The 13,903-nt window shown below is 49.4% G+C and carries 10 protein-coding genes; all 10 read left to right on the plus strand.

The genetic code is table 11. The annotated features are described in order from the left end of the window. Positions 1-662: methyltransferase domain-containing protein (locus tag AAH187_RS16500; RefSeq protein ID WP_342349574.1), on the plus strand; the 662-nt coding region annotated here is incomplete at its 5' end. Positions 663-1,026: 364 nt separating this feature from the next. Further along, on the plus strand, positions 1,027-2,223 hold the full coding sequence (locus tag AAH187_RS16505; protein ID WP_342349575.1) for an ATP citrate lyase citrate-binding domain-containing protein: 1,197 nt from the start codon (positions 1,027-1,029) through the stop codon (positions 2,221-2,223). A gap of 35 nt (positions 2,224-2,258) precedes the next feature. After that, positions 2,259-4,085, plus strand: a complete 1,827-nt coding sequence (locus tag AAH187_RS16510; protein WP_342349576.1) for a citrate/2-methylcitrate synthase — start codon at positions 2,259-2,261, stop codon at positions 4,083-4,085. A 74-nt stretch (positions 4,086-4,159) separates the two neighbouring features. Beyond that, positions 4,160-6,406 (plus strand): aconitate hydratase, encoded by a 2,247-nt coding sequence (locus AAH187_RS16515; protein WP_342349577.1) that lies wholly within the window; start codon positions 4,160-4,162, stop codon positions 6,404-6,406. 75 nt (positions 6,407-6,481) lie between these two features. Next, on the plus strand, positions 6,482-7,198 hold the full coding sequence (locus AAH187_RS16520) for a 2Fe-2S iron-sulfur cluster-binding protein (RefSeq protein ID WP_342349578.1): 717 nt from the start codon (positions 6,482-6,484) through the stop codon (positions 7,196-7,198). A 21-nt stretch (positions 7,199-7,219) separates the two neighbouring features. Further along, complete coding sequence (locus AAH187_RS16525) at positions 7,220-8,797, plus strand: FAD-dependent oxidoreductase (RefSeq protein ID WP_342349579.1); 1,578 nt, start codon at positions 7,220-7,222, stop codon at positions 8,795-8,797. A gap of 84 nt (positions 8,798-8,881) precedes the next feature. Continuing rightward, entirely contained in the window at positions 8,882-10,057 is a 1,176-nt protein-coding gene (gene sucC, locus AAH187_RS16530) for an ADP-forming succinate--CoA ligase subunit beta (RefSeq protein ID WP_342349580.1), read from the plus strand. A 50-nt stretch (positions 10,058-10,107) separates the two neighbouring features. Next, positions 10,108-10,980 carry a succinate--CoA ligase subunit alpha gene (gene sucD, locus AAH187_RS16535; RefSeq protein WP_342349581.1) on the plus strand — a complete coding sequence of 291 codons (873 nt, stop codon included), beginning with the start codon at positions 10,108-10,110 and terminating at the stop codon, positions 10,978-10,980. 378 nt (positions 10,981-11,358) lie between these two features. Then, positions 11,359-12,210, plus strand: a complete 852-nt coding sequence (locus AAH187_RS16540; RefSeq protein ID WP_342349582.1) for a thioredoxin domain-containing protein — start codon at positions 11,359-11,361, stop codon at positions 12,208-12,210. 153 nt (positions 12,211-12,363) lie between these two features. After that, a partial coding sequence (locus AAH187_RS16545; protein ID WP_342349583.1) for a serine hydrolase occupies positions 12,364-13,903 on the plus strand: 1,540 nt, incomplete at its 3' end.

A 13,903-nucleotide genomic window follows, 5' to 3' on the forward strand; every position in this document is an offset into this window, starting at 1 on the left:
AAGTTGTGACCCTTTCCAAAATCGGGGATGTTCCCATTGTCTGTAAGACCAAGCGAGACATCTCTATTGAAACCCCCTTAGACGCGCGGGATGACGAATCACTTGGCTGGGGGTACTGGAATAGAATTTGGCCTTCTGAAGTGGCCCTATCAGAATATCTCATTCAGCAGTTTTTCCCAACAAACCTGCAAGGTGCCAAGGTTCTGGAAATTGGCTGTGGGACAGGGTTGGCCGGAGTCGTGGCTGCTCAGCTCGGGGCATTCACCATGTTTTCAGATATGGTGCCTATTACTCTTGAAGCGGTAAAGGAGTCCTGCCGTCGGAATCATATCAGCAATTTTGACACATGCCTGTTGAACTGGTCGGAAACGATTGAACCAAAAGAACGTTATGATTTGGTATTAGGCAGTGAAGTTTTTTATGACGAAGAAATTTTAGCGAATATTTCACACGTATTAGAACAGGTGTTGGCTTCAGAGGGGAAAGGCCTTTTTTGTGATCCAAATAGACTGGGGCTGGATACCATCGAACGTGGATTCAAAGAGAAGTTTATCGTGGCAATAGATGAAATTCCACTCAACTGGCCTCAGCGAAAAGGTGCTGGTGTAGGAAAGATGGGGTTTTTGTACCAACTCACTCGAAGAAGTAAGCAGGCATCCTGACAATATTATTTTCCACGTGCCGAAATGGCTGATGTGTGATAATCAGGCTCTCAACCAGTAATTTGCTCTGAAGTCCAAATATTTAGATTCAAAAGTTGAAGGGATTTGTGGCTTACGGAGGGTATGGCATAATTCTTATCCCAACTATCTAATTTTAAATAGGTTTTCCAGATTTGGTTGTCGTGGTGTTCCCATGGGTCTCGGTTATGGTGACCATGGGACTTTTGAAAGGGGTGCCATGGGTCTTTTGATTGATTGCAGCGGGATGATGGCATTCGTACAATGCACCGTTCCGCGCGGCAGGCGGGTTGTGCTACGTTTGTCCTTAACCATCATGATGAGTCCCTGAAGGAAGGGTTGGATTATGGCAAAAGTTCTTGAAGGCCCTGGAATGGGTCTACTGCGAAAATGGGGAATTTCAACTCCCAACTATGCTGTCGTGACCTCAAGTGATGAATTTGACCAATTATCCCAGGTCAATGATTGGCTCCAAAAAAGTAAACTGGTGGTCAAAGCGCATGAAGCGCTTGGCTCTCGTTTTAAATTGGGGTTAGTGAAGGTTGGCTTGGATTTAGCGGCGGCGAAAGTGGCTGTGCGGGAGATGCTTGGCAAAAAATTGGAAACCCTGACGATTAGGCAGGTGATTGTTTCCGAGGCGGTTGATCATAAAGAAGAGTATTATGCCGCAGCCAAATCGACTCGTGATGGGGTGGACCTCCTAGTGGCTACCTGTGGTGGCATCGAAGTGGAATCCAATTGGGATAAGGTCAAGCATGTTTCCATCGAAACGGGGGAAACCCTCACTGATTCGGCACTTTCCTCCCTGGTAAAAGATGCGGGGTTTTCCGGCGACACGGCGGCCAAAATGGCTGAGTTTCTGAAAAAATTACATGCCTGCTTTGATAATGAAGATGCCCAATACGTGGAAGTGAATCCGGTGGTGCTCAGCGGCCAGGGAGAACTTGTGGCTCTGGATGCGGTGACCCTCCTGGACGGTGATGCCAAATTCCGGCATAAAGATTGGACCTTTCCATTTGCTGCCGAATTTGGTCGCGCCTATACCAAAAATGAAGAAGAAGTCATGGCGGTTGATGCCAAAGTGAAGGGCTCCGTCAAACTCATTGAGATTCCCGGAGGCAATATTGCGATGTTACCAGCCGGTGGGGGAGCCAGCGTCTATTATTCAGATGCTGTGGTAGCCCGTGGTGGAAAACTTGCGAATTATGCAGAATATTCCGGCGATCCACCGGACTGGGCAGTGGAAGTTCTGACGGAAAAAGTCTGCTCTTTGCCCGGCATCAAGCATATTATTGTGGGTGGAGCCATTGCGAATTTTACCGATGTCAAGAAGACCTTTGGAGGAATTATCAACGCGTTTCGAAAAGCAAAAGCGGAAGGCAAGCTTCAGGGAGTCAAGATTTGGGTGCGCCGGGGTGGGCCAAATGAACTGCAAGGATTAGCGGCCATGCGCGCGCTTCAGGACGAGGGTTTTGATATTCAGGTATTTGACCGCAAAACGCCATTAACGGACATTGTCGATATGGCCATGGCCGCAAAATAACCTATTGGACCTTGAGGATGTAGGAGACCGTTTCGATGAGTATTCTTGCAACGAAAGACACGCATGTCGTCATTCAGGGGGGATTGGCCGGGGTAAATGCTGCTCGTCGTATGGCTGAGTTCCGGTACATGATTAAGCAACCATTAAATGTCTCTGCGTTCGTATATCCCCCCGATGCGGGGAAGACCAACGAGATCATTTGTGGAACCGAGTTAATAATGATCCCCATTTACAAAACCGTCGCCGAAGCGACCGCCAACCACCCGGAGATCAACACGAGTCTGGTCTATATCGGCGCTGATCGGGCCTATGCCGGCACCATGGAAGCATTGAATGACTCGCATATTAAAGCAGTCTCCATGATTACCGAAGGGGTGCCGGAAAAAGATGCCAAACTTCTGGGTAAGCATGCCCGCAAGCTTGGGAAGACCTTTAATGGGCCTTCCTCGATTGGTGTCGTCTCAGCAGGGGAATGTCGCCTGGGAGTGATCGGTGGCGCGTTTGACAATTTGGTGGCGTGCAAGCTGTATCGTCCTGGTTCCTTCGGCGTGGTCACCAAGTCCGGTGGACTGTCGAACGAGATTATTTGGATTTGTTCACAATTCGCAGATGGCATCACGACCGCGATCGGTATCGGCGGAGATGCCTATCCGGGAACCGACTATGTGAGTTATCTGGAAATGTTTGAAAACGATCCGCAAACCAAGGCGGTGGTGATAGTCGGAGAAATGGGCGGAGATTTGGAAGAACGGGCCGCCGAATGGTACGGGGCGAAGAAACGCCGGATTAAATTACTTGCGGTCGTGTCAGGCTTCTGTCAGGAGAGTCTTCCAAAGGGGATGAAGTTCGGGCATGCCGGGGCGAAAGAAGGATTGAAGGGAGAAGGGTCGGCTCGGGCAAAGTCTGAAGCGCTGAAAAAAGCCGGGGCCATAGTGCCTGAAACCTTTGGTGCTCTGGGACCGGCCATCAAAGCCACTCACGAAGAGTTACTGAAAAGCGGACAGGTCAAGCCCATCCCGGATCTGGCTCCAGCGGACATGCCGAAGCTCCCCAAAACTGTTCAAGAGAGTATGAAAGAGGGCGAGGTACTGGTGACGCCCCTGATTCGGTCGACAATCAGTGACGATCGCGGTGATGAACCACTCTATCAAGGCTATCCGGCTTCTGAACTGATCAATAACGGATATGACATCCCTCATATTATCGGCTTACTGTGGGACAATCGCCTTGTCTCCAAACAGGAAGCTGAAATCATTAAACGAATTATCATGCTGTCTGCGGATCATGGTCCTTGTGTGAGTGGAGCCCTGACAACGATTATTGCGGCTTGTGCTGGAATCGGATTATCTCAAGCGGTTGCGGCTGGTATGATTATGATCGGTCCACGCTTTGGTGGTGCGGTGACGGACGCGGGGCGATGGTTCAAATACGCGATCGATAACAAACTTTCGGTCGATGATTTCCTCGTCTACATGAAGAAAAATGTGGGTCCGGTTCCGGGAATCGGTCATCGCGTCAAAAGCTTGAAAAACCCTGATAAGCGGGTAAAAGAGTTGGTTGGGTACGTGAAAAGTTTGAACATGGCTACCCCCCACTTGGATTTTGCGTTGGAAGTCGAAAAAATTACTGCCGTCAAAAAAGATAATCTCATTCTCAACGTCGATGGAACCATGGCGGCGGTGTTAGTCGATATCGGATTTCCGGTGGATAGCCTCAACGGGTTTTTCATTTTGTCGCGGACAATCGGAATGATTGGACATTGGACGGATCAAAAGAAGCAAGGGAGTCGGCTCATCCGATTATTTGACTATCTCGTAAATTATGCCTCTCCCAAGCGTCGCGAGGTGCCACCGTTAAAGTAATGCTGGTGAAAGTGGTCGGTCTTGGTTAAAACTTATCCATTATCCATATTGAACCAAACCCAGGAGATGGTGCTATGTCCTTAGAAATGGTCAAAAAACTATATGCTTCAATGCCGGGAATTGTGGACAAAGCTCGCAAAGCGTTTGGACGTCCTCTCACGCTGACAGAGAAGATCCTGGTCAGCCATGCAGATAATTTCGATACACAGGTCTGGGAACGCGGAAAGGCCATGTTGGCTCTTCGTCCCGATAGAGTCGCGATGCAGGATGCGACAGCCCAAATGGCCATGTTGCAATTTATGCAAGCGGGTAAAGATAAAGTCGCTGTTCCGAGTACCATCCATTGCGATCACTTGATCCGGGCTGAAGTAGGATCGGAAAAGGATCTTCTGCGGGCGTGTGATGAAAACAAAGAAGTTTATAATTTTTTGGCGTCAGCCGCGAAAAAATATGGGATCGGATTCTGGAAGCCGGGGGCCGGGATCATTCATCAGGTGGTGTTGGAGAATTACGCGTTCCCGGGCGGATTGATTATTGGAACCGATTCACATACGCCAAACGGTGGCGGGTTGGGCATGTTGGCGATCGGTGTCGGTGGAGCCGATGCGGGTGAAGTGATGGCGGGTCTCCCATGGGAGGTTCTTCATCCTAAGCTTATTGGCGTGAAGTTAACCGGAAAGTTGAGTGGTTGGGCTTCGCCAAAAGATGTCATTCTGTATATTTGTGGCCTCCTGACCGTAAAGGGTGGCACCAATAAGATCGTCGAGTATTTTGGCCCTGGCGCTGAAACCATCAGTGCGACAGGAAAAGGTACGATAACCAATATGGGTGCTGAGTTGGGCGCCACGACTTCTATTTTCCCCTTCGATCAAAAAATGGTGGCGTATTTAAATATCACGGAGCGTGCTGACATTGCCAAACTGGCCGAAGCGAATCGGAATATGTTGGTTGCCGATCCTGAAGTCTATCAGTCTCCGGAAAAATATTTTGATGAAATTGTCGAAATCGATTTGTCCACTCTTGAGCCTCATGTTGTGGGACCGCATACCCCTGATTTGGCACGACCCATCTCCAAAATGGCAGCGGAAGCCAAAGAAAAGGGCTATCCCGTTCAGTTAAAAGCGACATTAGTCGGAAGCTGTACGAATTCTTCGTATGAAGATATCGGTCGTGCGGCGCATATTGCCAAACAAGGGTTACAAGCAGGACTTAAAGCCAAAACCGCTTTCCTGGTCAGTCCGGGATCGGAACGAATTTACCACACCATGAAGCGCGAAGGATTTTTAGAGACCTTTGAAAATATGGGAGCAACAGTCCTGGCAAATGCCTGTGGACCCTGCATCGGACAATGGAAACGCTCGGATGCCGTAAAAGGCAAAGCAGATTCTATAGTCAGCACGTTTAATCGAAATTTTCCCGGTCGGAATGATGGGGTCAGTGAGACATTATCGTTCCTAGCCAGTCCTGAAGTCGTGACGGCCTATGCATTTTCCGGGGATTTGGGTTTTGATCCGATCAAGGGCACATTGAAAACCGCAGATGGGAAAGACTTCAAGTTTGAGGCGCCTCAGGGAGATGAGTTGCCGGCTAAGGGTTTTGCCAAAGGGGAAGAAGGCTTGATCCCGCCTGCGGAGGATGGTTCCAAACTTCAAGTGGACATTCCTCCCACCAGCGAACGGTTGCAATTATTGCAACCCTTTCCCAAATGGGATGGAAAAGATTTTGAAAAATTGCCGTTATTGATTAAAACCAAAGGGAAGACGACCACCGATCATATCTCTCCTGCCGGTCCGTGGCTCAAATTCCGTGGACATTTGGACAAGATCAGCGACAATATGTTTCTTGGAGCCAACAATGCCTTTGCAGACGAGGCGGGTAAGGCCAATGACGTCTTAGCAGGAGAGTCCGGTTTGACTCCTGCACAAGTCGCCAGACGGTATAAAGAAAAAGGGATTGGGTCGTTTGTGGTGGGGGATGAAAACTATGGGGAAGGGAGTAGCCGGGAGCATGCGGCGATGTGTCCACGATTTTTGGGCGTCCAAGCTGTTCTGACAAAAAGTTTCGCTCGCATCCATGAGACCAATCTCAAGAAGCAAGGCATCCTTGCACTGACATTTGCGGATCCTAAAGATTATGACCAAATTGAACAGGAAGACCGGGTCAGCGTGAAAGGGTTAAATGGACTTGCACCAGGCAAACCGGTTCAAGTAGTCCTTCATAAGAAGAATGGGAATGAAGTGGTCATTCAAGCCAATCATAGTATGACGGAACAACAGCTTCCGTGGTTTAAGGCCGGTTCCGCCCTGAATGCGTTAAATTAATACCCATTTAGTGGGTCAGTGGTTAGAACGCATCACGAGAAATTTGTTAATAGTTTAAGGTACGATCTCTGAGCTATGCCTGATACATTGGACAAAAAGAATACGCTGGATCAAGAAGAGAGTCTCCAACCCAGGATGGTTACGGTGGAGATTGAAGGGAAACCGTTTCAGGTCCCAGCTGGCATTACCCTGATCAAGGCCTTGTGGTATGCCGGGCAGGATGTGATTCGTGGGGTTGGATGCTTAGGCGGGTTTTGTGGAGCCTGTGCAACCTATTACCGTACAAAAGACGATCCCAAGGTCAAAACCTGTTTGGCCTGCTCGATGGCAGTCGAGGATGGGATGTCCTTTTCTTTCATGCCGGCTTTTCCTGCGAGAAAAGCCACCTACAATCTTCTTGAGCTCAAAGATCCCAAACAGGATTTGTTTACGCTCTATCCTGAAGCCCCCTTATGCAGGAATTGTAATGCCTGCACAGAAGCCTGCCCGCAACATATCGATGTGCGGGAAGGGGTGTGGAAAGCGGTGTTTGGTGATTTTAAAGCGGTCTCGGAAATGTTCATGGATTGTGTGATGTGTGGAATGTGTGCGCCTGTCTGTATCGCTGATATAGCTCCCAATCTGGTTGCGCTCTATGCCAGTCGGGCTCAAGGCGTGCATTTCACCGAGAAACCTGAAGGCTTGGCGACACGTATTCAAGAGATTACCGATGGGCGTTTTCAGCAGGAATGGGAACGCATCCTCAAGTTGTCTGATGAGGAATTACAAAATACCACCGCCGCCACAACGTAAACCGTTTTCCACGTTTTTCCCATGGAACTTACCGATCAGAGAAATTTAGTTCATCAAACCCGAGACGCCCGTCGGTCTAAAAGTTTTCCCAAGCTTTCTCCCGCCGAACGGGATAGCCTCATTAAGAAACACCATCCCGATCATCGGGCTCACGCCTACCGTCCGATTATTTTTGGCCCGAATGCGGGTGAATCAACCGTGACCGAAGTGGCAACACTGTTAGAGGGGGAGAGCCCGGTTCCGGCTGATTTGGATCTTACCCCAGCCTACTCCGTGGATGTCCTGGTCGTTGGTGGAGGAGGGGCGGGGTGCGCATCGGCGCTTCATGCCCATGCCCAGGGGGCTAAGGTATTACTGGCCACCAAGTTGCGTCTCGGGGATTCTAACTCAGTAATGGCCCAAGGCGGGATGCAAATTGCCGTCGCCTCCGATGATTCGCCTATCCAACATTTCTTGGACACCTTAAAGGGTGGCCACATGAAAAATGACCATCAGTTGTTAAAGGTCATGGTGGAAGAGGGACCGTCAATTGCGAAATGGCTGTTGGAATTGGGCGTCCTATTTGATCGGGATGCGGATGGAAATCTGCATGTGAAAAAGGGGGGAGGCAGCTCAAAGGCCAGGCTCTTGACATGCTCCGATTACACCGGCTTGGAAATCATGCGGGTGCTGAAAGACGAAGTGCTGAACCAGAAGGTTCCGCTATTGGAATTTGTTGCGGCGGTGGAATTGTTAAGCGATGCCAAAGGCGCATGCACCGGAGCGGTGCTGAAGGACTTAGACAACAACCGGTTCATCGTCGTTGCGGCGAAAACGGTGATCCTGGCAACAGGCGGAATAGGCCGGTTGCACATTCAAGGATTTCCGACCAGCAATCATTTCGGGGCGACAGGGGATGCCCTGGTCCTGGCCTATCGCCTCGGGGTGCCTCTCGTTCAAATCGATACCTTTCAATATCATCCTTCAGGTGGCGTGTATCCTGAACAATTGGTCGGTGCGTTGGTCACAGAAGGCATTCGATCTGAAGGCGGCCATTTGGTGAATGGGAAGGGCGAGCGCTTTGTGAATGAGTTAGATACCCGGGATGTCGTATCCTCGTCGATCATTCGGGAATGTGAAGAAGGCCGAGGCATCCGCACACCATCAGGAAGGGTGGGCGTCTGGCTCGACACACCCTTGTTAGATGTGGAACATGGTCCGGGAACATTGGATAAACATTTTCCCGCGATGGTACGGCAATATGAGCGCTACCAGGTCGATATCCGGAAAGATCCCGTGTTGATCTATCCCACGCTGCATTATCAAAACGGAGGCGTCAAGATTGATGTGAATGGAGAAACGCCTGTGACCAATTTATTTGTGGCGGGAGAGGCTTCAGGCGGATTACATGGGAGAAACCGGCTCATGGGGAATTCTTTATTAGACTTAATGGTGTTTGGCAAGCGGACGGGTACTCTCGCAGCCGAGCGATCCAAGTCTCTGCCGGAAAGCTCGTTGACATTAGACCATTTGAAGCGGTTTCGAGCGGAAGCCAAACGGCATCATGTGTCAGCTGGGATCATCTCACCGATGGTCTTGCCGGCGTACACCAATAAGTAGTCATCGAGTCGATTGATCACCAACCGGGATATTCTCATCGCAGAATGTTTCGATTCTGAGCTGTAGAACCTACGAAGAGGACTTATGAATATTCACGAGTTTCAAGCCAAACAGCTTTTTGCGCAATTTGGGATTCCTGTACCCAAAGGCAAGGAAATCAAGAACGTCAAAGCGGCTGAGAAATGGGCCTCAGTACTTGATACCCCGGTGTTTGTGGTGAAAGCTCAGATCCATGCCGGTGGACGTGGGAAAGCCGGCGGAGTCAAATTGACCAAAAATAAAGCGGAAGTGCCGGAACTGGTCAAAGAAATTCTCGGGAAAACTCTGGTGACGCACCAGACAGGTCCCAAGGGACGAAAAGTCCGGCGCCTCCTCATTGAAGAAGGTGCCGGAATTGCCAAAGAACTGTACCTGAGTTTACTGGTTGATCGTGAGTCAGGCTTTCCGACGTTTATTGCCAGTACAGAAGGCGGCATGGACATTGAGGAAGTGGCCGAACATACACCGGACAAATTGCTGAAAGAGTCTATTGATCCGGCGGTGGGATTCCAAGGGTACAATGGAAGAAATCTGGCATTCGGCTTGGGTCTACCAGAGCTTGAACCGGCGGTGGTGAAGCCGTTTTTTCTAATGTTGGAAAACCTGTACCGCATGTTCATGGAGAAAAACGCGTCGCTTGTGGAAATTAATCCCCTCGTGATTACTACGGATAAACGTCTGGTCGCGTTGGATGGAAAAGTCTCCTTTGATGATAGTGGGTTGTTTAAGCATCCCGATGTCCAAAAATTCAGGGATTTACACGAAGAAGAACCGTTGGAGATCGAAGCCGGCAATAATAATTTGAATTACGTCAAACTGGATGGAGACATCGGCTGCATGGTCAATGGGGCGGGTTTGGCAATGGCGACCATGGATGTCATCAAGTTGGCGGGATCAGAACCGGCGAACTTTTTGGATGTGGGCGGTGGGGCGACAAAAGAGACGGTCGCGGCCGGGTTTCGCATCCTGTTGAAAGATAAAAAGGTCAAGGGCATCTTCATTAATATTTTCGGCGGGATTGTGCGTTGCGAGCGTATTGCCCATGGAGTGATTGATGCGGCGAAAGAAGTCGGCATCAAGCTACCTGTTGTTGTTCGACTTCAAGGAACCAATGCGGAAGAAGGCCGAAAACTTCTGGCTGAATCAGGCTTGAAGGTGGAAGGGGTTGCTGACCTCTGGGAAGCGGCCCAACGCATTGTCGCTCTCCGTAAAAAGAAATAGTCGACCTGATGGTGGAATCATTCTTCTTGATTGTTGAAAGGTGACGTGGCATGAGTATTTTGGTGAATAAAAATACCCGGGTTGTTGTTCAAGGGATCACCGGCAAAGAAGGGTCCTTTCACGCGACCCAATGCAAAGCGTACGGAACGAAAGTCGTGGCCGGCGTGACGCCAGGCAAAGCCGGGCAGGAAGTTGAAGGCATCCCGGTGTTTAATACCGTTCGTGAAGCCGTGAAGAAGACTGAAGCCACCACCTCGTTGATTTTTGTCCCACCCCCGTTTGCCGCGGATGCGATTTTAGAGGCCGCCGATGCCGGCATATGGCTCATCATCTGCATTACGGAGGGGATTCCCGTCAATGATATGGTTCGGGTCCAGCGGGCGCTTTATGGGAAGACCACACGTCTGATTGGCCCCAATTGTCCAGGAATTATAACGGCGGAAGAGTGCAAGATCGGGATCATGCCAGGATTCATTCATAAAAAAGGCCGGGTCGGCGTGATTTCAAGAAGTGGCACCTTAACCTACGAAGCCGTCAATCAGCTCACCAATTTAGGTCTTGGCGAAACGACTTGCGTGGGCATCGGTGGCGATCCCCTCATTGGAACCGGGTATATCGATTTATTGCACATGTTCCAGGAGGACGACGAAACCGAAGCGGTGGTGATGATCGGGGAAATTGGTGGAGATGCTGAGGAACGGGCTGCGGCCTATATTCAAAAAGAGATGACCAAGCCGGTCGTGAGTTTCATTGCCGGAATAACGGCACCTCCCGGAAGACGGATGGGCCATGCCGGTGCCATTATTACCGGAGGAAAAGGCACTGCGGCTGATAAAATGGCCGCATTAGAAACTGCTGGTGTGACTGTCGTCAAAAATCCAGCAGAAATAGGTGAAGCCGTTAAAAGCGTTCTGCAGGCCTAGCCATTTCATCCTTAACGACGCCTCATTTCCTCACTAAGTTTAATCGCTTTCCATGAACTGACGGGACAGGTCCGTCCTGATCAGGATATGGAGTTGAAGGAATTTTGGCAACTCCTTCCACAAAATTCCTCAAGCCCAACATTTCCCTTACTTCCTCCAGAAATTTGCATCCTGCTTCACTAGGTCATCACTGGAATAATTAGGTGATAGCCATGAAAAGGCAGGGAAAAATCTGAACCTATTGAGTAGTGGGGCGCCAATTATCCTCAGTATCTGTACCCAGATTATTCAATACCTAATAGAGTTCCATTATTTTTGCCATATTCTTTATTTTATTTAAAAAGAGGAGTAAGGTTTCTCAATTGAAAGTGAGGGACTATGCCAAAACAACACAATAATTCCACGACATATTTCATTTGGCGGATGGTTGGAGGGCTATTAGGATCCATTCTGGTCTTTCCCCTCCTGCTCTTTGCTCATGAACCTCCGGGTTCTTCCTCTTCTGAAACAACAGATGTTTTTATTCTTCGGCAACTCATCGAAATTCAAAACGAACTCAGGGGTGTTCGAAAAGAACTTGCAGAATTACGTCAAGCGGTGGGCGAATCAAAGGAAAACTCCAATTCTCCACGTGCTACGGCTCCCCTTCCTTCTGCTGTTGGCAATGTTGAACTCAAGAAAGATGATCCTACCCTTGGTAGTCAGCAAGCGAAAGTTGCCATTGTCGAGTTTACAGATTATCAATGTCCCTATTGCGCTCAATATCATTCAGAAACATTTGAAAACCTGAAAAAAGAATATATCGACACAGGAAAAGTCCAATATGTCCTTAGAGATTTCCCGTTGGACTTTCATGCCCATGCAAAAGGGGCGGCTGTTGCCGCCAACTGTGCCGGTGAACAGGAGGCGTATTGGCCGATGAGCCATCAGCTTTTTTCCAATCAATCCGAGCTTGGGGATGGCTTTTATCAAAAATCGGCGCAGTCTTTGGGACTCAACATGGATCAGTTTGAATCATGTGTTAACAGCCCTGAACAAATACAAAAAGTTGATGCGGACGTGGTTTACGGGCAAGAGATTGGGGTGAACGGAACCCCGACATTTTTTATTGGACGAGTAGAAAACGGGCAACTCACAGATGCCAAAGAAGTGAGTGGGACTAAACCTCTGTCAGCCTTCTCAAGGATCATTCAGCCGCTACTTGAAAGTGACGGGAATGTACGCGAATAGAAAAATGTTTCTAAAGGGCAAAAGTAAAATTTTCGGGATTGTGATGGGGCTGCACAGTTTTAAGATTGCGTGACTCTTAAGCTCTGTAAGGAAAAAAGCTGTATCGAGCCACTGCATGAGGCTCTGAAATGACCGACTAAAAATGGGAGATTCATGAGCTACATGAAGACCTTGCTGACTCTTATTGGTCTACTCCTCATCATGAGTGCCGACGCGGTCGCCTACGAAGTGCTTCCGAATGATAAGGCGGACGTCCTTTTCCGTCTGATGGAAAAATCCATCTATTTATACGACAAGGATCCATTCACTATTAGTCAGGCTGTGGAGAAAAATGACGTGGCGGGCATGTCCATTGCCATTATCTATAATGGTAAGCCAGTCATCCATAAATGGTATGGGTACCGCAATGAAAAAAAGAAGGAAAATACCACCGCAGATACGATCTATCAATGTGCCTCGACGAGCAAGATGGTGTCCTCACTGGGGTTTGCGGTGGCCTCGCGACGAGGCCAACTGAGCCTCGACGAGAGTGTAACGAATTTCAATAAGAAGCATCCTGACACGATTGTGACGAAGTGGGTCGACAAGGTTTTTGATGATCATAAGACGTGGCCCAATAATATTACGCCCCGACGCTTGCTGAGCCATACGGCAGGCCTGGACACACACGGAATCGCGAACAAGCCCTGGCTTCCCTCCAGCGACCCTCTCAAAGGTGTCATTCTCGGCCGAAATCTCGCTCATGACGCAGTTAAACCTATCCACGAACCAGGGACTAAGTATGACTACTCTGGAGGTGGGTATACCGTGGCAGAAGCTATGCTGGAGATCGCTACCGACAAAAATTTCGAGAACTATCTTCAACAGAATGTTCTGGAACCCTATGGTATGAAAAACAGTACCTATGAGGACGGCCATTCCGACATGGTCCATCTGGCGCGTGGGTGTAGCCGAGGCGTATGCCTATATGATGTCAATGTCTCCAAGCTCAAAGCCGCAGGTGGATTGCTATGCCATCCGGTTGATTACGCACGTCTGGTCTCACTGATGATGAACGATGGAGCAGAGTATCTTGAAAATAGTGCTGGAACGCAGATCATACCAAAGAGCGATGTTGATGAGGTGCTGACCAAGGTGCCTCCTGCTGCGTATGGACTGGGAGTCGACATATCGGAGTCTCAATTCTCTCACGGAGGCAAGCACCAAGGATTCGCGACGAACTTTTATGCGCACCGGGATAAGCAAGTGGGCATTGTCGTTCTCGTGAATGGCAAGTACACCTGGGCGAGGAATAAAGAAGTCTACGGGGCAGGCACTCTCAATAGTGCGGTGGTCAAAGCATTTAAAATTGCCTTTGGCGTCCTCAACGAATCCGGGAAACCCCTTATTCCTACCTGTAGCGAAGACGACGATTGTGCCGAGGGCAAATACTGCGACAAAGGCCCAGTTGCAACCATTGGGATCAATGAATGCAAAACAGGCAAGAAACGTCACGAAACGTGCAGCCGGAATGACGTCTGTGGTGCTGGTCTCACGTGTTACGGCGAGCCCATTGGGAAATGTGGTTTCCTGGGAACAGTCGCGGTCGGCGATAAGTGCATTAAAGACAAGGAATGTAGGTCCGGTCAGTGCGAAAAGGATTCATGTGTGTGTAAAAGCGATGGCGACTGTCCCACTGGGCAGGCCTGCTATA

Source organism: uncultured Nitrospira sp., from assembly GCA_902500695.1.
Classification (GTDB): domain Bacteria; phylum Nitrospirota; class Nitrospiria; order Nitrospirales; family UBA8639; genus Nitrospira_E.

Coding starts and splice junctions, on each gene's coding strand:
- sucC (WP_342349580.1), top strand. CDS start 8,882: ATGAATATTCACGAGTTTCAAGCCAAACAGCTTTTTGCGCAATTTGGG.
- AAH187_RS16505 (WP_342349575.1), top strand. CDS start 1,027: ATGGCAAAAGTTCTTGAAGGCCCTGGAATGGGTCTACTGCGAAAATGG.
- AAH187_RS16540 (WP_342349582.1), top strand. CDS start 11,359: ATGCCAAAACAACACAATAATTCCACGACATATTTCATTTGGCGGATG.
- AAH187_RS16515 (WP_342349577.1), top strand. CDS start 4,160: ATGTCCTTAGAAATGGTCAAAAAACTATATGCTTCAATGCCGGGAATT.
- AAH187_RS16520 (WP_342349578.1), top strand. CDS start 6,482: ATGCCTGATACATTGGACAAAAAGAATACGCTGGATCAAGAAGAGAGT.
- sucD (WP_342349581.1), top strand. CDS start 10,108: ATGAGTATTTTGGTGAATAAAAATACCCGGGTTGTTGTTCAAGGGATC.
- AAH187_RS16510 (WP_342349576.1), top strand. CDS start 2,259: ATGAGTATTCTTGCAACGAAAGACACGCATGTCGTCATTCAGGGGGGA.
- AAH187_RS16525 (WP_342349579.1), top strand. CDS start 7,220: ATGGAACTTACCGATCAGAGAAATTTAGTTCATCAAACCCGAGACGCC.